Below are 22187 nucleotides of genomic sequence, written 5' to 3' on the forward strand. Positions count from 1 at the left end.
GCTTCATACATCAGGTTGATGTTTAATCTGCCCTTTTCCTATCTTTACGCCATCTATGCAATACCTGCGCTGGCTTTTGTTACCGTTTTCGTTGGTTTATGGTTTGATGGTTATCATCCGTAACTGGTTTTACGATGCGGGACTGTTTAAAAGCTGTCAATTTAATTTGCCTGTAATAAGCGTAGGTAACCTGGAAATTGGCGGAGCAGGCAAAAGCCCTATGACCGAATACCTGGTACGGTTGTTTAAAAGCGAATATAAAGTAGCCACACTCAGTCGCGGTTACGGGCGCAAAACAAAAGGTTTCCTTATTGCAACTGCCACTACAACTGCCACCCAAATTGGCGATGAGCCATCACAATTTAAGGATAAATTTCCGGATGTTACCGTGGCTGTTTGCGAGGACAGGGTGGCTGGTATAGAAAGGTTAAAGGCAGATCACGATCTTGTTTTACTTGATGATGCCTTTCAGCACCGCGCGGTAAAGCCGGGCTTAAGTATTTTGTTATTTGATTATAACAACCTGCAAAAGCCAAAACTGCTGTTACCCGCGGGCAACCTGCGCGAACCGTTTAGCGGGCGCTGGCGGGCAGATATGATGGTTATTACTAAATGCCCCCATGACCTTACGGAGGCACTGATGACCAAATGTTATGAACAGATCTCGCCGTTAAACTGGCAGCCTTTGTTTTTTACATCAATAGCATATCAACCTTTACAGGATGTGCAGGGCAATAAGGCTAATACCATTATTGACGCGGATACCACCGTTTTTTTGCTGACGGGCATTGCTAACCCTAAACCCTTAGAGCAATATATGGGCAGGTTTACTACAAAAATTATCCACCATAATTATCCCGACCATCACCAGTTTACGTTAAAAAATATCGCTAAACTTGCGGGTGAGTTTTCTGCCTGCAGGTCACAAAAAAAGCTGATCATCACAACAGAAAAGGATGTGCAGCGTTTAGGGGTACATGAGTTGTTGCCGGCCCTTGCGCAGTTGCCCGTTGTGGTACAGCCAATAGGGGTAAACTTTTTAAATAACGGGCAGCAGCCGTTTGATACTTTACTATTAAATTATGTTAGAGAGCATACAAAACACAACTGAATATATTAAGAAACGCATTGGCGATTTTGTGCCCGAAGCAGGTATAATTTTAGGCACCGGCCTTGGCGGGTTAGTTAACGAGATTGAGGTTGAAAAACAACTGATGTATTCCAATATTCCCGACTTCCCGATGTCGACACTGGAGTTCCATTCCGGTAAATTGATATTTGGTACACTGGGCGGCAAAAAGGTAGTTGCCATGCAGGGCCGTTTGCACTACTACGAGGGTTATACCATGCAGCAAATTACATTCCCCGTAAGGGTAATGAAAATGCTGGGTATTAAAACGCTTTTTGTATCAAACGCCAGCGGGTCGCTTAACCCCGATATTAAAAAGGGGCACCTGATGATCATTGAAGATCATATTAACTTACAGCCCATGAACCCGCTCACCGGCCGTAACAACGAGGAACTGGGTCCCCGTTTCCCGGATATGAGCGAGCCTTACCGCCACGATCTGATAGAAAAAGGACTTGCTATTGCCAAGGCAAACAATATTACCTGCCATAAAGGAGTTTATGTTGCGGTTACAGGCCCCAACCTGGAAACACGTGCCGAATACAAGTACCTGCGCATTATAGGCGGCGATATTGTAGGAATGAGCACCGTGCCCGAGGTTATTGTGGCAAACCATATGGGGCTGCCTGTTTTTGCCATATCGGTAATTACGGATGAGGGTTTCCCGGAGGTTTTAAAACCGATACTGTTAGATGAGATTTTGGCCGTTGCGCGCGAGGCCGAACCAAAGCTAACCACTATACTTAAAGAATTAATAGCAGGGCTTTAATGGCAAATAAGCTTAAATACTTACTTATTTTATTGCTTTGCGCATCTGTGCAGGGTTTGTTTGCGCAAATAAATAATACGCGTTTCCCGGGGCAGAACAGGAACGAGCCGGTTTATAAACGCGATACCATCAGAAATAACAGGAATAATAGTGACTCGCAAAATCTCGATTCTATCCGTAAACGGGAGGAGAACCGTAAGGATTCGATCGTATTCACCTCAAAATTTATTAAGGTAACCAGCGAGCGTTTACTAACAGATAGCATCCAGTTATTCCCGTTAGACACCGGGCTGGTTAACTTTGAAAATTATAGTCCGCTGAACCAGCCGCGTAACCCTAAAATAAGCTTGGGGTACCCCGGCGTTGCACAGCGCGACCTGCTTTTTAACCCGCGTAAGACAATCGGCTTTGATGAGGGGCTTCACGCGCTTGATGCCTACATGGTAAACCCGCAGGACATTAATTATTTTAACGCCAGGGCACCTTATACCTTGCTCTCGCTTTTTAGTTCTTTGGGTGGCTCAAAAGAGCAGCTTTTTAAAGTATTGCATACGCAGAACGTTAAGCCAAACTGGAATGTAGGCCTGCTTATGAACTTTAATGGCTCAAGAGGCTATTACAGTACAAACGGTATCCTGGCACAAAATGTTAGCGATTTTACCTTCGGCCTGTTCACCTGGTACCATAGCACCAACAAACGGTACAACTTGCTGGCAAACGTATTATTCAATAACCTTAAAGCCCCGGAGACAGGCTCTATATTAAAGGATACCATTTTTAACAGCAGTGGTTCATCATTTGATAAAACCGGCGAGCCTGTACGCTTACCTGGCAGTTTTACCAACTGGAAGAGCACCGGTGTGTACATTAAACAGTTCTACTACATTGGCCATATTGATAGCCTTAACCAGGGTAAGGCATTCTCTAAAACGGTATTACCCACCCAGCGGGTAGCCTACACGTTATATTTTAATCAACGTAAGTATAATTACCTGCAAAACGGACTGGATAACTATGGCGTATTTCCCGATTATTATTTTAGTTCGGCAAGGTCAAGAGATTCGCTTAATGTGATGCACCTGCAAAATGATTTTTCTTACAGTTTCTACCTGCGGGGAAAATCGCTTAAGATGGTAAAGAACGAGCTAAAGCTGGATGTAGGCCTAACGCAGGATTATTATAAAGTAAGCCAGTTTGTAGCCGATACCATTATTAACCAGTTTGGTAATAAGGAGGTAAGGCCATCAAGGGTACAGAACGAAAGTTTTCAGAATATTACGCTGAAGGGAAGGCTTGGCTATAAATTCAGCGACCGGATTGTGCTGGATGCCGACCTGCGACAAATAGTACAGGGCCGTAACTTTGGCGACCTTTTATATGATGCCAAACTTACGCTTGCAGGCGGGCAAAAGGCCGGCAGGATCATATTAGGGGCATACCTGCAAAGCAGTTCGCCGGGGTTGGTTTACACCAACTGGGTGTCTAACCATTACATCTTTAACAACAACTTTAATAACCAAAAAACCACTAACCTGTCTTTTAACTATGTTAACGATGCCTTGCAGGTTGACCTGAAAGCCGAGTATTTCCTGATAACCGATTATCTTTATTTTGCAGCACAACCGGGCGGGATAGATGCATCGCCAAAGCAGTACGGCTCATCCATTAACATGTTAAAAGTTAGCCTTGGTAAAAATCTGGAGTGGCGTAAATTTCACTTTGATAACTTTATCGTTTACCAGAAAACAGATAATGCCGCTATTTTGCGCACGCCCGAGGTTTATACCTACAGCAGCTTATATTATGGGGCAAACCTGTTTAATGTGTTAAACTCGCAGTTTGGGGTAAGCGCGCGTTACAACAGCCAGTACCTTGCGCCATCTTACGCGGTTGGCCTTGGGCAATTCTACAACGGGCCTGATGTTAAATTTACATCGTACCCGGTTGCCACGGTATTCTTTAAAGCCACGTTAGAGAAAACAAACCTTTTCATTCAGTACGATTACGTAAACCAGGGTATGTTCAGCAACGGTTTTTATACCGTTAACCGCTACCCCCAAATGGATAAAATGCTGAAGTTTGGCGTAGCCTGGACATTCTATAATTAGGAGAGGGTGACGGGTGAGGGTGCGAGAACCTTAAGTCTGTTTTCTATAAACAGCATAAGTATCACGTTTTTTGTTTCTTCTTTTTTGCAGCCGGGAAAAGCACATTGTTTAATATCAGCCTGTAACCTGCCGAGTTAGGGTGTAGCTTAAGGTCGGTTGGGGGGTCGCCAACGGCGTGTTGGTAATCTTCGGGGTCGTGGCCGCCGTAGAATGTCCATTGGCCTTTGCCGTATTCGCCGTGGATATAGCGGGCTTCGTTAGCGGTTTTCATTTCGCCCATAATGGTAACGCCGGGCTTTAATTTGCTTTTATTATAAGCGGTGGTAAGGCCCATAAAACCTTTTATAACCTTATCATGGTTTTGCGTTAGCATACTGGGCACTACATCCCACTTGGCCGAAAAATCAAACAGTGTGAAAAAATCGCGGCTGCGTTCTACCTGCCTAACCGGGGTAACATCAATATTGGCAAACTGATGCGAAATTGGGTTTTGGTCTAAAGTAAAATTCTGGAAAGCGAAGGTCTGGGTAAAATCCAGTTTGTTTTGCGCGTCGGGGTCGGCGGGATCTCCATCAAACATGCTCTCTACAATATCGGTTTTTGAAGCGGCAAGGGCAATATCAAAAGTATCTGTGCCGCTGCACATGGCAAACAGGAAACCGCCGCCCGCGCAAAAATCGCGGATATGCTCAACGACTGACAGTTTCATTTGCGATACCTTTTTGAAACCCAGCTTCGCGGCCATGGCCTGCTGGCCCTTAACATCATCCATATACCATTGCGCATAGCGGTAGGTGCCGTAAAACTTACTGAATTGGCCCGTAAAATCCTCGTGGTGCATGTGCAGCCAATCGTATTTAGGCAGGTCGCCGCGGATAACTTCCTCATCGTAGATCACATCGTAAGGTATCTCTGCATATTTTAAAACAAGGGTAACGGCATCATCCCAGGGTAGTTTATTTTTTGGCGAGTACACGGCCATTTTGGGCGCTTTCTCCAGTTTCACCAAATCCATATTAACAGATGGATCGCTCACCTCGTTCAGGATCTGGTTAGCCGATGCATCTGCCAAAACCTGGTAGCTTACCCCGCGAATTTTGCATTCATCCTCCAGCCGTTTATCATACTTCATCATAAAGCTACCACCACGATAATTAAGCAGCCAGTCTACCGTTTCGCCATTCTTTAAGGTCCAGAAAGCGATGCCGTATGATTTAAGGTGGTCCTTTTGTTCTTCATCCATAGGGATAAGAAGGGAAGCTGCCCTTGATAAGAAAGGTAGAAGGCAGAGAGCTAAAAGCAGAAAGCTCTTCTTAGGTAAAAGGTGAAAGGTAAATGGCGAAAGCAGTTTCTTTAAATTAATCATGGCCGTTACCAAATGTAACGATTAATTGGAAATGGTATTATAGTTAAGCTATATTAGTAATATGGATAAGCAACCTGATTTTATTGCGGAGGTGAAATATTTGACCACCGAAGAAGGAGGGAGGAAAACGCCTGCTTTTTCCGGTTATCGGCCTCATTTAAAATTCCCCATGAAAGATTACCTAACAAGCGGGCAACAGAAATTTTTAGACGCTGAAATAGTTTATCCGGGTGGTAGGGTAAAGGCAGAAATTGCTATGATAGCTACAGATATATTTGCAGGATTACTTGAGCCTGGCATGCACTTCGAATTTGGCGAAGGTCCGCATATAATTGGAACAGGCATAATTCTTGAAATTATAAACCCTATTCTTTTGAAGCAGTAAGTGCGTTAGGGATGGCAGCGGATACCGGCCCTGTGGCTAAGGCCTCGTGCAGTATGAGCGTACAGCCCGGGCCGCAGGAAACTCCCCACCTAATAATATCGAACCGAATGATGAATTTCAAATGATGAATCATTTCCTCCTAATCTCCAATCACTAACCTCCAATCTCTACTTTTACCTTTCACCTCAAATACTTACCTTTGCCACCTGTTTAAAAAATAAAACAATGAGCAAAGCAATTATTAAAACCGAAAAAGGCGACATGACCGTTCAATTTTTTGATAAGGACGCGCCAAACACTGTAGCAAACTTTTTAGGTTTAGCTAAAACTGGTTTTTACGATAACGTAACTTTTCACCGTGTAATACCAAACTTTGTGATACAAGGTGGCGACCCAACCGGTACAGGTGCAGGTGGTAGCGGCAAACGTATCGACTGTGAGTTAACAGGCGATAACCAATACCACGACCGCGGCGTGCTTTCAATGGCACACGCAGGCCGTAATACCGGCAGCTCACAATTTTTTATATGCCACAGCCGCGATAACACTGCCCACCTTGACCGTAACCACACTGTGTTTGGTAAGGTGATAGAGAATGTTGACGTGGTTGACGATATTCGCCAGGGCGATAAGATTTTAGGTATTGAAATTATAGAAGAATAAAAAATGAATTTACAGGGAATTGTTTCGGTATCTGGTAAGCCGGGCTTATGGAAAGCGCTTGCGCAAAATAAAACAGGTTATGTTTTAGAAAGCCTCGACGCGCAAAAAACAAAGCTGGTAGTTAACCTATCAACCGCCAAACTTGCTGCATTGAATGAGATCACCATTTTTGGCCTCGAAGGCGACATTAAACTTTTAGATGTTTTTGAGCGCATGAAAACTGCCAGTGTACCCGCGGTTAAGGATGATGGTAAAAAACTTCGTGAATTTTTTTACGAGGTTGCTGCCGACCACGACGAGGAAAAGGTGTACTCATCTGACATTAAGAAGATCATTAGCTGGTACAATATTTTAAAAGATATGCCTTTGTTTAACGAAGAGCCTGCCACTGCCACGCCCGTAGCCGAAGAAGCAGCGGTTGCCGAACCTGTAAAAGAAGAAGCACCTGTTGCCGAAGCCCCTAAAGCAAAAGCAAAGAAAGCGCCTGCTAAAAAAGCTTAAGCGTTCTGTTTGTAAATATTAAAGCCCCGGTAGATTAACGCTGCCGGGGCTTTGTTGTTATTCGGTATCTGTAAATGCATCGCCCCCGATAAAAATGATAGAGGTTGACGGATGCGGCGGTGACCCTGCAGCACCAATGGCGAATGATTTTTTCACTACCTTGTTACTGTAGGTTAGTTCGATGGTATTGCCATATATACGGTATGTACCTGCGTTGCTGCTTTTTTTCCAGGCTTTGGCAGCCCCTGTCATGATGCCGCCGTTAGCATCTTCGGTAAAATGCGTAGCATCAATAAAGGTTAGTTTTTTAATTACAAGCGCGTTAGTGCCGTTACCATAATCGCCGCCGCTTGCCTTCTCGTACCCACGTTTTAGCTTAATGGATGCCGAATAAGGGTATGCCGGGAACCAATTGCCGGTGTTTAGCTTATAATCGTATGTTTTGCCTTTGTTGTTGGTAAGGTAAAAGGTTGCGCCTGTTTTTCGCCATTTACCCCAGGCAAGCGGCCTGGCAGTTTTAGAGGCTTGTACATTCAGCAACTCCAGCGGTTCATCGCCTACTTCAAAATATTCGCCGTTTTTAAACAGCACTACCGGTTCAAAAGATATGGCGGCAGGGTAACCACTGACCGCCCTGAAATACCAACCCTCAACCGCCGGTGCGGAATAATTTGATGTATGACGGGCTGGCTTTTTTGCCCGGGCCTGGCATGTTATCATACTCAAGCTAATGAAGATAGCAGCCAATAAAAAGTTTTTGGCTATGTGTTTAACTTTCATGCTGTTATTGGTTGTTTAATTAAAATAATAACTACCGAATAACAGATTGGTTTGTATTAAGTTAAGATAGCCTGTTACGCATCCACCGCGTCGTAAACCACAACTTTTTCCCATAGGTGGCTATGATCTTTAATGAATTGCTGGTGAATGGGGTGGCTCTGGTAAGCAGCCTGCCCGGCAAGGTCGGCAAAGAACATTACCTCTGATACCGCCCAGCTGTTATCAACCACATCGCGTTTTTCGGTGCTGGCTACAACACCTACGTGCAGTTCTTTAATGGTTTCTATTTTGCCAAGCGATTTTACGCCGGCAACCAGTTTATCGCGGTCTTCCTTCGACTCGGGGTTTTTTAACCAGAATAATGCGTGATGAACAATTGGGTATCTGTTTGTCATGGTGGTAGGTTTTATGATGGTTGGCATCGCCGATGCTACAACGGTGCCCGCAGCAACAGTAGCCGCGGTTGCTATAAATTTACGTCGGTTGGTTTTCATAGTTAGCGTTTAATCACCGATAATTAATAAATCAGTGCTGACGTTCGAGAATTTTTGCAATATAGTAGTTAAAACTTTATGCTCTTGCCTTGTTGTCGTATCCGAAGACAGTTCCTTTTTAAGTAGCTCAATAAGCTTAATAACATGTGTTCTGTAAAGTCTACTTGTACTATAAGGATCAATACACACTCCTGTAGATTTTCGAAGTTCTGATACGATTTTTTCAAAAAAATCAAAATCTTTGTTACTTATATCAAATAGAATGTTTCTCCTACTTACATCGCTAATGTCATAAAATTCAATTGCCATATTTGATAATTTTAACAACCTGGCTGTTCACATTTCTCATTACTAAACTCAGGTTCAAAAGTGCTATGGCTGATAGAGAGATGCTCTAACCGGTGGCGCAGGTCGTGCTTTATCTCGTCAAAGTTCTGCATATTATCCGGGCTAACAATTAAATGGGCTGTGAGCGCGTTTTCGGTGGTGCTAAGCGCCCACACATGTATATGGTGGATATCAACTACGCCCTCGGCTTTCATTAGCTCTGCTTTTATCTTTTTCAGGTCCATTTCCTTTGGTACGCCGTCCATCTCCAGGCGCAGGCTATCTTTAAGCAGGTTCCAGGTGCCGGTTAATATTACAATGCCGATAATGATACTCACGGCGCTGTCTATCCATGTAAGATGGGTGAAATAAATAATGATGCCCGATACGACTACGCCCAGCGATACAATGGCATCAACAGCCATATGCAGGTAAGCGCCTTTAACATTCAGGTCGCTGTCCTTATCTTTCACAAAAAGCCAGGCGGTAAAACCGTTAATCGCTATACCCACAAAAGCCACCCAGGCCACCGTACCGCCGGCAACAGGCTCGGGATGGATAAAGCGCATCACAGCCTCGTAAATAATAAAGCCCACGGCTACGATCAATATCATAGCGTTAAAAAACGATACAATAATGGTAGAACGTTTGTAACCGTAAGTGTAAACTTTGTTAGATTTTGCCTTTGCCAGTTTAAAGGCAAGCAAGGCAAGCGCTAAAGATGCCACGTCGCTTAGGTTATGCCCTGCATCTGTAAGTAAGGATAGCGACCCGCTGATGAAACCATACACTGCTTCGATAACCACAAATGCTGAATTGAGTACAATGCCCCAAATAAAGGCAGCGTTAAGATGGTCAATTTTTGGGGCGTGGTCGTGGTGATGGTGGGAGTGGTCGTGTGCCATGCAGTAAAGTTAGAAAAATACGTTCATTTCGAACGAGGTGTGTTAGAAAGTTGCCCTCTTGAGAGAAGTTGAGGGGATACATGTGCTTTTAGGTTTTAGCGGTGCTTTAATCAACATCAGTCTGCTCATCGCCGCAGGGGCTACTTCTTTTGTCTTGATACAAAAGGAAGCAAAAAATCAAGACAAAAAAATCCTTCCCCGCACGGGCCTTTACGCATCGGCCACGGTTTTTTGTCGGCCCACCGCTCTTCGATAATTTTCCTTAAGAATTATGTAAATCGCATTAATCAACTTTATCATGCTAAATTTACTGATGATGGTAAGGCTCGCCTTTTATAATGCTGTATGCCCTGTATAGCTGCTCTACAAAAAAGAGGCGTACCATTTGGTGGGAAAAGGTCATGCGGCTAAGCGAGATCTTGTCATTTGCGCGCTGGTAAACAGATTGGTCGAACCCATAGGGGCCGCCCACAATAAAAATCAAGTTGGCCGATGACGATACCGACCGTTTATTGATGTAGTTGGCAAACTGTACCGATGTGAATTCACTACCATTCTCGTCAAGCAATATTACATGGTCTTGCGCGGTTATTTTTTTGAGTATCAGTTCAGCTTCTTTGGCTTTTTGCTGGTCTTCGGTAAGGGCTTTTGTGTTTTTAAGTTCGGGGATGTCAATTAATTCGAGTTTGGTGTAGTGCTTCAGGCGTTTTAAATATTTTTCGATGCCCTCTTTTAAATAGGCATCCTCGGTTTTGCCAACGGTTATAAAGGTTATTTTCATGAAGGCTTGTAACTAATTAAATAGAAATATGCTCTTATTGTTGTAACATTGAAGTGCGAAATTACCTATTAATAAGCTGTAAAGCTACATGGAGCAAGATATTATAAACAACTACACACAGGCTGCCGAAAGCGCGCAACAACAAGCAGATAGCTTTTCCCGTAAAGCCAATACATACTCATTATACCGCTTGGTCGTTTTCGGGCTACTTATAGCATCCGTAGCTTTAACAATAAGTGAAGATAACATTGCCATATTGATAGGGGCGTTTATAGTATTAGCTTTGGTTTTTGCCAAACTGGTTAAAAAGCAAGATGGGTTTGAAAAAGAAAAGAATTATTATTTGGACTTTAAAAAGGTAAACGAGAATGAGATCTCGAGTATTATGGCCCAGGCGAACTTTTACCACGATGGCAGTTGGTTTGCCGATGAAAAGCATCACTATATTTCCGATTTAGACATATTTGGGAAAAGCTCCTTGTTCCAATTGATTAATAGGGGAGCAACCTTGCACGGAAATGTGAAGCTGGCTAACTGGCTTGCTGCACCTGCCCAAAAAGAAATTATACTGGCACGGCAGGAAGCGGTAAGGGAACTGGTAGCAAAAAAAGAATGGAAACTTAAGTTCCAAACTAACTTGCTGTTTTCGTTAAAACAACAGCGCGATCAGATAACCAATCTAATTACCTATTTAAAAACACCAGTAGAACTTGATAACGAACGCTTTTTAAAAGTTTATACACAGGCTGCGCCATTTGTACTGTTAGCGTTGGCTATAGCAGGTTTTTTTTATATGCCTGCATCGTATTTAATTATCCCGGTAGGATGGTTTAATTACAGGCAAGCTTCCACCCGCTCTAAAATTGTTAAAAAAACAGATCTTATTGCGGGCAAAATAGATGCTGCGCTAAGCCATTTTGTACTCGCCTTTAAAAATATTGAGCAGGAAGCATGGACTGCAACTTATAGCCAAACCATCAGCAAAAAGCTTACGGATGTTAACGGGCATCACGTTTCCGGTAAAATTAAACAATTGTCATTGTTATTAAACAAGCTTAACTACAGGCTTAATATGATCATGATGGTGGTGCTTAACGCAATTTTTATCTGGGATATCAGGCAGTTGATGGCTATCGAAAGCTGGAAGAAAGCCAACCACGAAAATTTTGAGATAGCTTTTGATGTGATAGGCGAGTTTGAAGCACTAATTAGCCTCGCTGTGCCCGCAATAAACTATCCTGAATGGGTATTTCCGGTTATTGCCGATACCGAAGGTTACACTGTTACAGCTAAAAATATAGCCCATCCGCTTATCCGTGGTAAAAGGGTTGATAATAATTACGATCTGAAAGATGCTTACAGTATAGATATTATTACCGGCAGCAACATGGCGGGAAAAAGTACCTTCCTGCGCACCATTGGTATTAATACGGTAATGGCACTGGCAGGCTCGCCGGTGTGTGCTTCGGCTATGGAAGTTTCGGTTATTACCATTGTAAGCTACATGCGCATCAAAGATTCGCTGAACGAAAGTACCTCAACCTTTAAAGCCGAGCTCGACAGACTGCAGATGCTATTGGCCGCGGTAGAAAACGAGCACCGCGTTTTCTTTTTAATTGACGAGATGCTGCGCGGCACAAACTCGGTAGATAAATACCTGGGCAGTAAAGCCGTGATAGAGCAACTCATCAGCAAAAAAGGTGTAGGCATGGTTGCCACGCACGATCTGCAGATTGCCCGCCTGGAAGACAAATACCCCCAGTATGTGCGCAACTATTACTTCGACATACAGGTAATAAACGGCGAAATGCTGTTCGATTACAAGATAAAACACGGCGAGTGCAAAACCTTTAACGCATCGTTGCTGCTTAAGCAAATTGGTATAAATGTGGAGGAGTAATAAGGTTAGTCGATAACCATTTTGTACTTATCTTTTGGGTCTATACGAACTTTTAGAATTGTTCCGGCCTCTGGTAAAGGTTCATCAAGTCGATAATATTTTGTAGCATACGCACGGTAAGTTGAGGAATTGCCAACGTTTACATCCAAAACCATTTCATATTGCGGTATTTGGTTGTACCAACTACTGCCGTAACCTTTTGTAATACCAGTTTTAAAGATTTTTAAAACAATTGCTGTCCCTACAATACCATGCCTATCCACATAGGATCTATGATAATCGTAAATTTTAACTACGCCTATAATTAAACCTGAAGCAAACACAATTACAACGAGACCCAACCAGTCGGTTGGCTCATCATTTGAGATACGTGCCTGCAGTCGATTAGAAAAAAAATAATATAATATCCCGGCAATAAGTATTAATCCTATCCTGGCACTCCATTGGCTGCGATTTTGAAACATTATTTTGCGTTGAGCTTAATCGTAATATTATATACCCCACCAATTAATATCATTATTTTCCGGAAAAGTTATTCCAGTTAATTACTGAAGATGCTTGTGCAAGAAAAACTCCGATTGGTATAATAATGGTGCATATTACAGCAAGTACTTTTAAAAATGTATTTTTTATTTCATCACTGGGTCTGGTGAGTTTCGTTACTCTTTTTTTTACTAATTTATTGAACCATAAATAAATAATAATAGGCGCAATAGAAAGGATAAGAATTTTAAAAAAGTATTCTCCTTTCATAAGAAACTTAAGTGATAACAAGTCGATATGTAAAACAGCAATTATTGACAATACTATTAAAAAGTACCAATATGTTTTTTTCTGTAAAAGATGTGCTTTGTTAAACCAGATGTAAAACATCACATCTATAACTGCGAAAAGTATAATGTATATAATAAACATGCTATAAGATTAGGTTAATCGAATATAAGAAAAACAATTACTTATCATCAAAAACCGCAACCGCTATTTTACCGATGCTCATTCTTAATAGGAATACATTTACCGACATTTTGCATCCATTCACCTAATAATACTGTTAAATAGTTTGGTTTTGATACACTTTTGTAGTGTTAAAACACTAAACGATCATGACAACTTTACTCACATTACCTGTACTTACTACTATTGTGGCATTACTTGCAAAAGCTATTGTGCTTATTAGTTTGCTGGGGCAATTAATATTTTAAGTTAAGCCTGGCAAGCCTATTGCTATCCTTTACATAAATATAAATTATGAAAAAGGGAGATACTGTACACTGGAACTGGGGGGCATCTGAGGCCGAAGGAAAGATCGAGAAAAAACACACCGAAACAGTTACAAAAACCATTAAGGGTTCAAAAGTAAAACGCAAAGCCAGCAAGGAAGAACCCGCTTATGACATCAAACAAAAAGATGGCGGGAGGGTACTGAAATCTGAAAGCGAGCTAAAGATGGGCGGTAAGTAATATGCCGGGTTTGCCAATATTAGACTTGACCACATTTAATTGAAATTTAATGCGATTTTGGCTGTGGCTGTGTAATTATTTAGCAAATACAATGCATATTTACGTATGGCAAACAAACCTATCATCACGGTTAAAAACCTGGTAAAAAACTATGGCGATTTTGAAGCGGTAAAAGGCATTAGCTTTGAAGTTTACGAGGGCGAGATATTTGGCTTGCTTGGCCCTAATGGCGCCGGTAAAACCACCACGCTGGAAATCATCGAAACCCTGCGCGATAAAACCTCCGGCGAGATAACCGTTGATGGTTTTAACATTGAAGCCGATGCCGGCAATATCAAAAAGCGTATTGGTGTACAGCTACAGGCAGCAGGATATTACCCAAACCTTAATCTGTCAGAACTTATCGTATTATTTTCGGGCCTTTATGGCGTAACCAAAACACCAACCGAAATGCTGGAAAAAGTGGCCCTTACCGATAAGGCTAAAGCAAAGTACAAGGACCTTAGCGGCGGGCAAAAGCAACGCTTTTCTATCGCTACAACACTTATAAATAATCCGCGCATTATTTTCCTGGATGAGCCTACCACCGGCCTGGACCCACAGGCGCGCCGTAACCTTTGGGATCTGATCCGCGAGATCCGCGATGCGGGTACTACCGTGGTGATCACCACGCATTATATGGATGAAGCCGAGGTGCTGTGTGACCGTGTAGCCTTTGTTGATGGCGGCCACATCATAGGTATAGATACCCCCGACCACTTTATTGACCAATTAGTAGCAAGCGGTTTTGAACGCGCCAAACAAACCAAAGGCGCCAACCTGGAGGATGTATTCATCAATCTTACGGGCAAGGAGTGGAGGGAAAGTTAAGCTTCCAGTTTGCAGTTGCTGATAGGCAGTTTGCAGTTTTGCGTACTATTGAACTATTGAACCAATGAACCAATCACCCAATGAACCCAAAATACAGTAATACACGTGCAACGCTGGCCATTGCCAAAGCAAGTTTCCGGTCTATTTTACGCAGCCCATCGGCAGTAGTGTTTAGTTTGGCTTTCCCGCTGATATTTATATTGGTATTTGCCAATATCGGCGGTGGTGGTATGTCAATAGACGTAGGAGTAAGCAAAGGCTGCGATACGCTTAACCCGGTTTATAAAGCACTTGCGCAGAACAAGATCTTCCATCTCATCAAAAACCAACCTGCCGATGAAATGGACAAGAATTTGGCAAAGGGCGGGATAGATGCCATTATCAACATTGGGCCGTTTGTGCCAATGAAGCCTATAGACATGAGCGTGCAGTACAGCCATGCCTCGGGCGATAAGGGTGCTGTGCTAAAATCGGCACTAAATAATATTTTTTATCGTATCCAGTCCGAGCAGTTGAGCCGGATGCAATCATACTCGGGCATTAAATTACCCGAAGCCGTAAATTTAAAAGAAACCGTTGTTACCGGCCGAGAGTATAAATATATCGACTTTATTTTGCCCGGGCAGCTTGGCTTCTCCCTGTTAAGCAGCGGGGTGTTTGGTACCGCCTTCGTATTTATCAGCCTGCGGTTAACATTGGTTATTAAACGCTTTTTTGCAACACCGGTTAAGCGTTACAGTATTGTATTAGGCGAAGCTATCGCGCGTATCATATTCTCGTTATTGGGCGCCCTGTTTATTATTATGGTTGGGCACTACGCTTTTGGTTTTACACTGATACACGGTGTTATAACTGTGCTGAATATGCTGGTGCTTTGTGCTATAGGCTTAATAATATTTATGGGTTTTGGTTTCACTATATCGGGTATTGCCAAAAACGAAAGTACAGTGCCGCCGCTTTCCAATATTATTACGTTGCCGCAGTTCCTGCTATCAGGAACCTTCTTTTCAATTACAGCATTCCCAACATGGCTGCAGCATTTAAGTAATGCCTTGCCGCTTACACACCTCAACAATGCTATGCGTAAGGTTGCCTTTGAAGGTGCCGGCCTTGGCGATGTTACACACCAATTATTTATCCTGCTGATATGGGGCGTAATTGTTTATGCTGTGGCGGTAAAAACCTTTAAATGGGAATAATGCAGCAAGGCAGCATTCTTTATTTGAAGGGGCGATACTTAGCATCTTTGTTTGTTAATCCTTGATCTGAATCAAATACATTTTACCTTTTTTGTTTTCTTCAGATTGTTCTGCAAACGATTTGCTGTAATCAATACTGTTGGCACTAAATTCTTTGCCTAACACGGCTTCGGCTTCATTAAGAGAATACTGCTTGCCTTTTATATGAAAACTGAATTTGTAAGATGATTTTTTAAGTTCCTGCATGGAAATTTGCTGGCGCGGAAAATCAAACTTAAAGGGAACTGTATATTTTACTGCGACAGGGATGCCATTTTGTATGCCGTTTTTCCACCTTGGCGATTTTTCAATTGCGGCAACTAATTCCTCTTCGTAATCCAAACCACTATTGCTAAAAGATTTTACTTCTGTTACCGAACCGTCCTTAGCAATGGTAAATCCCACAACAATACGTCCGGTAAAGCCAAACAATTTAACCAATTCAGGCTGAATGACATGGTTACCTACATACGAATAGAATTTCATTTCCCCACCAGGGAAAGCCGGCGACTGTTCAACAAAAACCGCAGAGTTGGTCGCTTCCAGCGCAACGGTGGCGCTATCTTTTTTAGGTTCAGGAATATCTGGTACTTCCTGTGCTAATGCAAAGCCGGTTATTGATACAAGCACAATTGTTAGTAGAGGTAATTTCATGTGGCTAATATAGATATAGATGCTAAAATCTTATTCGGCTATGTAGCACTTAATGCTTAATATTAATTTAACATTAGATGCTAATGTTAACATTAAAATAATATTAACACATGTTTAGTTAACACGCAGGTAATAATCAGGAAATACATTTGTATTAAATAAATATTAATCAAATGTTAAAAAATATCTCACGCTTAACACTTCTGCTTGTTATCTTAACGGTGTGTTCATTTAAAGTTAATGCACAGGATTCTAAACTTGGTTCCTGGGGTATTGTAACCATTGTAATGCCGGGAGACAGCGTTCATAAATGGGGTGGCTATAGCGAGTTCCAGGCGCGTACAAATGGCGCCGGTTTTAGCCAGTTCCAGTACTATGAGGCTAAAGCAGGTGTTAGTTATGATATCGATAAAAATTTCATCGCCCTGTTAGGTACCGGTACCTATCATACCTACGATTATTTTGATGTAGATAAAGGCCCTCTCACAAACGAGTTTCGCGTTTGGGAACAAATGACCATTAACCAGTTCCTTACTCCGTTAAAATTTGAGCATCGTTACCGTGTAGAGCAGCGCTGGGTAAACGGCGATTACCGCAACCGTTTCCGTTACCGTTTAAATATGTTCGTTCCGCTTAATAATAAAAAGATAGTTGCTAAAACATGGTTCATATCTGTTTTCGACGAGATCTTTTTTAATAACAAAGCGCCCAATTTTGAACGGAACCGCGTATCGGCATCTCTGGGTTACCAGTTCGATAAAAAATGGATAGTACAGGCAGGCTGGCTAAACCAACGTAATTATACGGCCATAAACAGCAGTGCAAAAAGTAATATGCTGTTGACGCTGATGTACCGTATAAATCGTAAAAATAGTGTAGAGCATGAGCGCCTGCCTACCACAAACGATTAAAAATCGTTACAAATACAAAATTTGCGTTGCTATTTCCTGTTTTTGCACTTAACTTAGCCCACCAAATTAGTATAGTATATCACTCAAAATCCGACAATAAAAAACTATGAGCTTAATAATTGCTGTTCATGCGCGCCAAATCCTTGATTCGCGCGGTAACCCAACAATCGAGGTAGACGTAATTACCGAAAATGGCGTACTTGGCCGCGCTGCTGTACCATCAGGTGCATCTACAGGTGTGCACGAAGCTGTTGAGCTTCGCGACGATGATAAAGCCGTTTACATGGGTAAAGGCGTTTTAAAAGCTGTGGACAATGTGAACAACATTATAGCCGACGAGTTAAAAGGTGTTGATGTATTTGAGCAAAATGCTATCGACGCTATTATGATAGCGCTTGATGGTACCGAAAACAAAGGTAAACTGGGTGCAAATGCTATACTTGGTGTTTCGTTGGCTGTTGCAAAAGCAGCAGCGCAGGAAAGCCGCCAGCCTTTATACCGTTACATAGGCGGTGTTAATGCTAACACTTTGCCTATCCCAATGATGAACATCGTTAACGGTGGTTCTCACTCTGATGCGCCTATCGCGTTCCAGGAGTTTATGATCATGCCGGTTGGCGCTTCATCATTCTCCGAAGCTTTACGCTGGGGTACCGAAGTGTTCCACAACCTTAAGAAAATTTTACACGACAGGGGCCTGTCTACAGCAGTAGGCGATGAGGGTGGTTTTGCACCAACCTTTGAAGGTACCGAAGATGGCGTTGAAACCATTTTAAAAGCCATTGAAAAAGCTGGTTACAAACCGGGTGTAGATATTTGCCTTGCGTTTGACTGCGCTGCTTCTGAATTTTACAAAGACGGTAAGTACGATTACACCAAATTCGAAGGAGAAAAAGGTGCTATCCGCACCAGCGAAGAGCAGGCAGATTACCTTGCTTCGTTAACAGAGAAATATCCTATCATTTCTATCGAAGATGGTATGGGCGAAGACGACTGGGCAGGCTGGAAATTACTGACAGAGAAGATTGGCAATAAAGTACAGTTAGTAGGTGATGATTTGTTTGTAACCAATGTTAAACGTTTACAACAAGGTATATCTACCGATACTGCCAACTCTATTTTGGTTAAAGTAAACCAGATAGGTTCGTTGACGGAAACCATCAACGCGGTTACTTTAGCGCAGACTAACGGTTACACCTCGGTAATGAGCCACCGTAGCGGCGAAACCGAAGATGTTACCATTGCCGACCTTGCTGTTGCTCTTAACTGCGGCCAGATCAAAACCGGCTCTGCTTCACGATCTGACAGGATCGCTAAATACAACCAACTGCTTCGTATCGAAGAAGAACTTGGCGATGCAGCACGTTTTATTGGTAAAGATTTTAAATACTACAATAAGAAGTAATTAGCAAAAGTTATATTGAATAGAAAGCCGGTTAAGTTATTAACCGGCTTTTTTGTGGTGTATTTTATTGCAACTAAATTTTAGTTGCAAATGTTGATATTTTAATTTATTTTTGTTCAAGCGACAATAAAGATGTTGTGTAGTCCCGAAATAGGCAGTAAATAGTTAGAATGTTAAATAGTAGAAGTTTGAGGGAAATCATATGGTAAATCGAATCAAAAAATTAAAGTCATTAGATCATGACCAAACAAGACAAGCTAATCAATCGGCTGTTATCTGTTCCCAAGGATTTTACCTGGGACGAACTATGTAAAGTTGTAGCATTTTATGGCTATGAGGAACTAACGGGTGGGAAAACTGGTGGTTCAAGAAGAAGGTTTGTTGATGGCAATAAAAACATCATCACGCTTCATAAACCACATCCTGCCAATGTTGTTAAAAGTTATACAATAAAAGAAGTTATTGCTCATTTAAAAGAAAAGGGTCACATACAAAATGAATGACATCCTTCAATATAAAAACTACTATGCATCGGTACAGTTTAATGCTACCGATGAAGTTTTCTATGGAAAAGTATTAGGTATAAATGATTTGGTGAGCTTTGAGGGCGCATCCGTTCAGGAACTTAAAAAGTCTTTCGAGGAAGCAGTAGAAGATTATTTAGAAACATGTGCAGAGATAGGGAAAGAACCTGACAAAACTTATAAGGGAACTTTCAACGTTCGTGTGCCATCAACATTACACAAAGAAGCTGCCCTTTATGCAGCCATACATAACATCACACTTAACGAGTTTGTTAAAGTTGCCCTTTCTTATACACTTGATCATAAGAAGGAAATTGATAACACTATAGATGGTAAACAAGATTCCTTGTTAGAGCACGCTTAAAATTTTTATCTATTAACACAAAAAACGCCCCTCCGTTTCCGAAGGGGCGTTTACTTATATGTAGTGTTAATAAAGGGCTATTACCTGCCACCAGCCGGTGCACCTGCGCCACCGCCGCTTTGGTCACCACCTTGTATCTGGTCGTCGTTGTTAACGCCTTTCTTTTTCTTTTGGGCTGGGTTTGAGAAGCTAAGCTTACCAAAGCTGTAGCTAAACGTAACGCCAAATGATTGGAAAGGGAACTGGGTGTGTGATGTTTGTCTGAACGTAGGGCTCGAAATATCCTGGTTGAACGATTTGTTAACCGCGAATGGCTGTACAGTGTTGAAACCGATAGATGCCTTTTTATCCAGGAATTGTTTCTTGATACCAAACGCGTAAATACCGAATGACGGGCTTGAACCTTGTATGGTCCTGCGGGCAGAGTTGGTGAAACCGAATGCCTCAACAATAAAGTTTTTTGGCAGGTTTAGCTGTGCGCTGCCAAACATGGTTGATACCAGGCGGGTTTTCAATGCGTCCTGGCTTACAAAGCCGGCATAGGCATCGTACACGGTTGGGTTATAAGTATACACGTTAATGCTACCGCGTATGGTTAAGGCTTTGATAGGGTTTATTGAGCCAAAGAAACTTGCACCAATAGAATTGTTTTCGGCAACGTTGTTTTGAACGGTCCGGTTAACTACCACACCATTATCTGTAATTGGTGTAGCTATCCCTTCTATTAGGTTAGCAGTGTTTTTATAATAAACCGAGAAGTTCAATACCGATGATTTAACAAAAGCATTGTAGTTTAACTCTACAGTTTGCGATACTTCGGGCGCAAGGTTAGGGTTACCTACGCTTTGGCTTTGCTGTTGTGCACGGTTAATGAACGGGTTTAAAACCTGTAAACTTGGGCGTTGTATACGTTTGCTGTAAGATAGTTTTAATGAGTTTGCACCAATTAGTTTTTGTAGAGTGAAGCTTGGTACATAGGTGTTATAGCTTGCGGTAAACGGCTCTAATTGCTGCGAATTAGCACCCGGTGTAGCGTATGGCGTTTGCGGGTCACCTTTAATCTGGGTGTTTTCGTAACGGAAGCCGGCTAAAATCGAGTAGTTTTTAGGCAGGTTGATGGTGAACACACTATAACCGGCATAAACGTTCTGATTATAGTTATACAGGTTAGAATTTTCGTTATCCCTGATTGGGTTGATGCCGGAATTAGGATCAGTAAGGTTATCTGGCGTTACCGCAAATATATCATAAACGCTGTTGATACGGCGTTGGATAGTTTTACCGCCAGCCTCAAGTTTAAGGGTTTTATTAAAAGGGTTCACATAATCAGCCTGGGCTGTATACTCATTGTTTTTACCGTTATTGTTACCCGACTGGCTTTGGTAACGATCGGTAAACAAATTCACATAGTCCGACTTGATGATGCTGTGGCTCCATTGACCGGAAACCGTTAACTCGTGGCCTTCTTTTTTAAATTTATGTGTATAATCAACATTCCAGTCGAAACCGCTGAATTTATTGTGCGATATAGAGCGACCGATATAATCTTTTACGATAGCATTTGCCGCATCCTCAAAATGGTAATTACCACCACCATTAGCGTTGAAACCACCATCGTTTAAGGTAAGTGTACTGTTAATGCTGTTAAAGCCGTTAAACTCATAACCGGCAGATAGCGAACCTCTGGCACCATGGCGTTTGATCTCATTGTGCGTATTGCTGGTGTTTAATTGCGTAGCAGACCCAACTTGTAACTCTTGCTTGAAGTCGGAGTATGACGTTTGAGGCCAGGTAAGGTTACCACCAAGATTGGCCGAAAAGTTAAAACGGTTTTTGTTGTAGTTAAAGTTTATGTTACCGTTATTTTGGCGTGTACCTACACCGCCGCTTACACCACCGCTTATGCCCGATGCATTTTTGGTTTTGGTAATAATGTTGATGATACCACCAGAGCCCTCCGCATCGTATTTAGCGGATGGCGAGGTTAATACCTCGATGCTCTTGATCTGATCTGCAGGGATGGTCTTTAAAACATCGCTTAAGCTGGCTGAAGTTGCACCAGAAGGTTTACCGTTTATCAATACACGAACGTTTTGGTCGCCGCGCAGGGCTACGTTACCGTTCATGTCAACAGATACCAACGGCACTTTTTGCAATACATCTGTAGCGTTACCACCGGCAGCCGTAAGGTCTTTTTCGGCGTTGTAAACAATTTTATCAATTTTGTTTTCTATCAGCGCTGCTTGGCCAACAACCTGTACCTCTTTTAACGCTTTGGCGCTTGGTGCTAAAACCAGCACACCCATGTTGTTATCCGGTTTTGATGCCGTAGTTTCAACCGGGTCGAAAGTTTTGGTTGGGTAACCAATAAAAGATACGGTGATCTTATATTTACCTGCGCGGATGTTATCCAGTTTAAAGTTGCCTTTTTCATCAGTAAGTACACCGTTTATAGGTGTTTTGGCACCGCTTTTAAATATGCTGATAGTGGCATAGTCGATAGGTTTTTTGGTAAGTGAATCTACAACCGTACCTGAGATCTTGCCAATAATATTTGAGCCACCGCCACCACCAACCCCAAACTGGGCTTTGGCTGATATTGAGGCACATATAACTAATAAAAGTAAAAGTATTCGTTTCATATTAAGTACT

Annotated in this window: 24 protein-coding genes; 14 read left to right on the forward strand and 10 right to left on the reverse strand. The window is 42.3% G+C overall.

Features of this window, described 5'->3' with window-relative positions:
- Nucleotides 1–55: 55 nt before the first annotated feature.
- The 3 genes from lpxK to ACFQZI_RS12295 are packed head-to-tail and all read left to right on the forward strand — an operon-like array spanning nucleotide 56 to nucleotide 4006.
- Nucleotides 56–1111, forward strand: coding sequence for a tetraacyldisaccharide 4'-kinase (gene lpxK, locus ACFQZI_RS12285; protein ID WP_377142852.1), 1056 nt, complete (start codon nucleotides 56–58; stop codon nucleotides 1109–1111).
- On the forward strand, nucleotides 1083–1898 hold the full coding sequence (locus ACFQZI_RS12290; protein WP_377142853.1) for a purine-nucleoside phosphorylase: 816 nt from the start codon (nucleotides 1083–1085) through the stop codon (nucleotides 1896–1898). Before lpxK ends, ACFQZI_RS12290 begins: the two co-directional genes overlap by 29 nt.
- Complete coding sequence (locus ACFQZI_RS12295) at nucleotides 1898–4006, forward strand: putative porin (RefSeq protein WP_377142854.1); 2109 nt, start codon at nucleotides 1898–1900, stop codon at nucleotides 4004–4006. Before ACFQZI_RS12290 ends, ACFQZI_RS12295 begins: the two co-directional genes overlap by 1 nt.
- Nucleotides 4007–4067: 61 nt before the next feature.
- On the opposite strand, the gene ACFQZI_RS12300 is transcribed toward ACFQZI_RS12295, so the two are convergent.
- Entirely contained in the window at nucleotides 4068–5249 is a 1182-nt protein-coding gene (locus tag ACFQZI_RS12300; RefSeq protein ID WP_377142855.1) for an asparagine synthetase B, read from the reverse strand.
- A gap of 184 nt (nucleotides 5250–5433) precedes the next feature.
- On the opposite strand from ACFQZI_RS12300, the gene ACFQZI_RS12305 reads away from it, so the two are divergent.
- From ACFQZI_RS12305 to ACFQZI_RS12315, 3 genes are all read left to right on the forward strand, one after another.
- Nucleotides 5434–5757, forward strand: coding sequence for an EF-Tu C-terminal domain-related protein (locus ACFQZI_RS12305; RefSeq protein WP_377142856.1), 324 nt, complete (start codon nucleotides 5434–5436; stop codon nucleotides 5755–5757).
- Between the two features lie 225 nt (nucleotides 5758–5982).
- A complete protein-coding gene (locus ACFQZI_RS12310) occupies nucleotides 5983–6420 on the forward strand; it encodes a peptidylprolyl isomerase (protein ID WP_377142857.1) in 438 nt (145 codons plus the stop codon).
- A gap of 3 nt (nucleotides 6421–6423) precedes the next feature.
- Complete coding sequence (locus ACFQZI_RS12315; RefSeq protein WP_377142858.1) at nucleotides 6424–6921, forward strand: DUF5606 family protein; 498 nt, start codon at nucleotides 6424–6426, stop codon at nucleotides 6919–6921.
- 57 nt (nucleotides 6922–6978) lie between these two features.
- Here ACFQZI_RS12315 and ACFQZI_RS12320 read toward each other — a convergent pair whose 3' ends face one another.
- From ACFQZI_RS12320 to rlmH, 5 genes are all read right to left on the reverse strand, one after another.
- Complete coding sequence (locus tag ACFQZI_RS12320; protein WP_377142859.1) at nucleotides 6979–7701, reverse strand: hypothetical protein; 723 nt, start codon at nucleotides 7699–7701, stop codon at nucleotides 6979–6981.
- A 74-nt stretch (nucleotides 7702–7775) separates the two neighbouring features.
- The gene (locus ACFQZI_RS12325; protein ID WP_377142860.1) at nucleotides 7776–8195 is read right to left on the reverse strand and encodes a Dabb family protein; all 420 of its coding nucleotides are present in this window, start codon (nucleotides 8193–8195) and stop codon (nucleotides 7776–7778) included.
- A 9-nt stretch (nucleotides 8196–8204) separates the two neighbouring features.
- Nucleotides 8205–8504 carry a hypothetical protein gene (locus ACFQZI_RS12330; protein ID WP_377142861.1) on the reverse strand — a complete coding sequence of 100 codons (300 nt, stop codon included), beginning with the start codon at nucleotides 8502–8504 and terminating at the stop codon, nucleotides 8205–8207.
- A gap of 11 nt (nucleotides 8505–8515) precedes the next feature.
- On the reverse strand, nucleotides 8516–9427 hold the full coding sequence (locus ACFQZI_RS12335) for a cation diffusion facilitator family transporter (RefSeq protein ID WP_377142862.1): 912 nt from the start codon (nucleotides 9425–9427) through the stop codon (nucleotides 8516–8518).
- Nucleotides 9428–9734: 307 nt separating this feature from the next.
- Nucleotides 9735–10208 carry a 23S rRNA (pseudouridine(1915)-N(3))-methyltransferase RlmH gene (gene rlmH / locus ACFQZI_RS12340; RefSeq protein ID WP_377142863.1) on the reverse strand — a complete coding sequence of 158 codons (474 nt, stop codon included), beginning with the start codon at nucleotides 10206–10208 and terminating at the stop codon, nucleotides 9735–9737.
- An 88-nt stretch (nucleotides 10209–10296) separates the two neighbouring features.
- Here rlmH and ACFQZI_RS12345 point away from each other — a divergent pair, with 88 nt between their 5' ends.
- Nucleotides 10297–12108 carry a MutS-related protein gene (locus ACFQZI_RS12345; RefSeq protein ID WP_377142864.1) on the forward strand — a complete coding sequence of 604 codons (1812 nt, stop codon included), beginning with the start codon at nucleotides 10297–10299 and terminating at the stop codon, nucleotides 12106–12108.
- A gap of 5 nt (nucleotides 12109–12113) precedes the next feature.
- Here ACFQZI_RS12345 and ACFQZI_RS12350 read toward each other — a convergent pair whose 3' ends face one another.
- Nucleotides 12114–12572: a hypothetical protein gene (locus ACFQZI_RS12350; RefSeq protein WP_377142865.1), complete on the reverse strand. Its 459-nt coding sequence runs from the start codon at nucleotides 12570–12572 to the stop codon at nucleotides 12114–12116.
- Between the two features lie 52 nt (nucleotides 12573–12624).
- Complete coding sequence (locus tag ACFQZI_RS12355; protein ID WP_377142866.1) at nucleotides 12625–12861, reverse strand: hypothetical protein; 237 nt, start codon at nucleotides 12859–12861, stop codon at nucleotides 12625–12627.
- Nucleotides 12862–13356: 495 nt separating this feature from the next.
- Between ACFQZI_RS12355 and ACFQZI_RS12360 the strand changes: the two genes are divergently transcribed.
- The 3 genes from ACFQZI_RS12360 (at nucleotide 13357) to ACFQZI_RS12370 (ending at nucleotide 15638) form a co-directional block, all read left to right on the forward strand.
- Complete coding sequence (locus ACFQZI_RS12360; protein WP_377142867.1) at nucleotides 13357–13569, forward strand: hypervirulence associated TUDOR domain-containing protein; 213 nt, start codon at nucleotides 13357–13359, stop codon at nucleotides 13567–13569.
- Nucleotides 13570–13674: 105 nt separating this feature from the next.
- Nucleotides 13675–14439 (forward strand): ABC transporter ATP-binding protein, encoded by a 765-nt coding sequence (locus ACFQZI_RS12365; protein ID WP_377142868.1) that lies wholly within the window; start codon nucleotides 13675–13677, stop codon nucleotides 14437–14439.
- 80 nt (nucleotides 14440–14519) lie between these two features.
- Nucleotides 14520–15638, forward strand: coding sequence for an ABC transporter permease (locus tag ACFQZI_RS12370; protein WP_377142869.1), 1119 nt, complete (start codon nucleotides 14520–14522; stop codon nucleotides 15636–15638).
- A gap of 54 nt (nucleotides 15639–15692) precedes the next feature.
- On the opposite strand, the gene ACFQZI_RS12375 is transcribed toward ACFQZI_RS12370, so the two are convergent.
- Nucleotides 15693–16331, reverse strand: coding sequence for an energy transducer TonB (locus ACFQZI_RS12375; RefSeq protein WP_377142870.1), 639 nt, complete (start codon nucleotides 16329–16331; stop codon nucleotides 15693–15695).
- Between the two features lie 173 nt (nucleotides 16332–16504).
- On the opposite strand from ACFQZI_RS12375, the gene ACFQZI_RS12380 reads away from it, so the two are divergent.
- From ACFQZI_RS12380 to ACFQZI_RS12395, 4 genes are all read left to right on the forward strand, one after another.
- Nucleotides 16505–17242, forward strand: a complete 738-nt coding sequence (locus ACFQZI_RS12380; RefSeq protein WP_377142871.1) for a DUF2490 domain-containing protein — start codon at nucleotides 16505–16507, stop codon at nucleotides 17240–17242.
- A 106-nt stretch (nucleotides 17243–17348) separates the two neighbouring features.
- Entirely contained in the window at nucleotides 17349–18647 is a 1299-nt protein-coding gene (gene eno, locus ACFQZI_RS12385; protein WP_377142872.1) for a phosphopyruvate hydratase, read from the forward strand.
- A 239-nt stretch (nucleotides 18648–18886) separates the two neighbouring features.
- A complete protein-coding gene (locus ACFQZI_RS12390) occupies nucleotides 18887–19150 on the forward strand; it encodes a type II toxin-antitoxin system HicA family toxin (protein ID WP_377142873.1) in 264 nt (87 codons plus the stop codon).
- Nucleotides 19143–19535 (forward strand): type II toxin-antitoxin system HicB family antitoxin, encoded by a 393-nt coding sequence (locus ACFQZI_RS12395; protein ID WP_377142874.1) that lies wholly within the window; start codon nucleotides 19143–19145, stop codon nucleotides 19533–19535. The genes ACFQZI_RS12390 and ACFQZI_RS12395 overlap by 8 nt, the downstream gene beginning before the upstream one ends.
- An 80-nt stretch (nucleotides 19536–19615) precedes the next feature.
- On the opposite strand, the gene ACFQZI_RS12400 is transcribed toward ACFQZI_RS12395, so the two are convergent.
- The gene (locus ACFQZI_RS12400; protein ID WP_377142876.1) at nucleotides 19616–22177 is read right to left on the reverse strand and encodes a TonB-dependent receptor domain-containing protein; all 2562 of its coding nucleotides are present in this window, start codon (nucleotides 22175–22177) and stop codon (nucleotides 19616–19618) included.
- Nucleotides 22178–22187: the final 10 nt, after the last annotated feature.

The organism is Mucilaginibacter lutimaris (genome assembly GCF_042676625.1).
Lineage (GTDB): Bacteria > Bacteroidota > Bacteroidia > Sphingobacteriales > Sphingobacteriaceae > Mucilaginibacter > Mucilaginibacter lutimaris.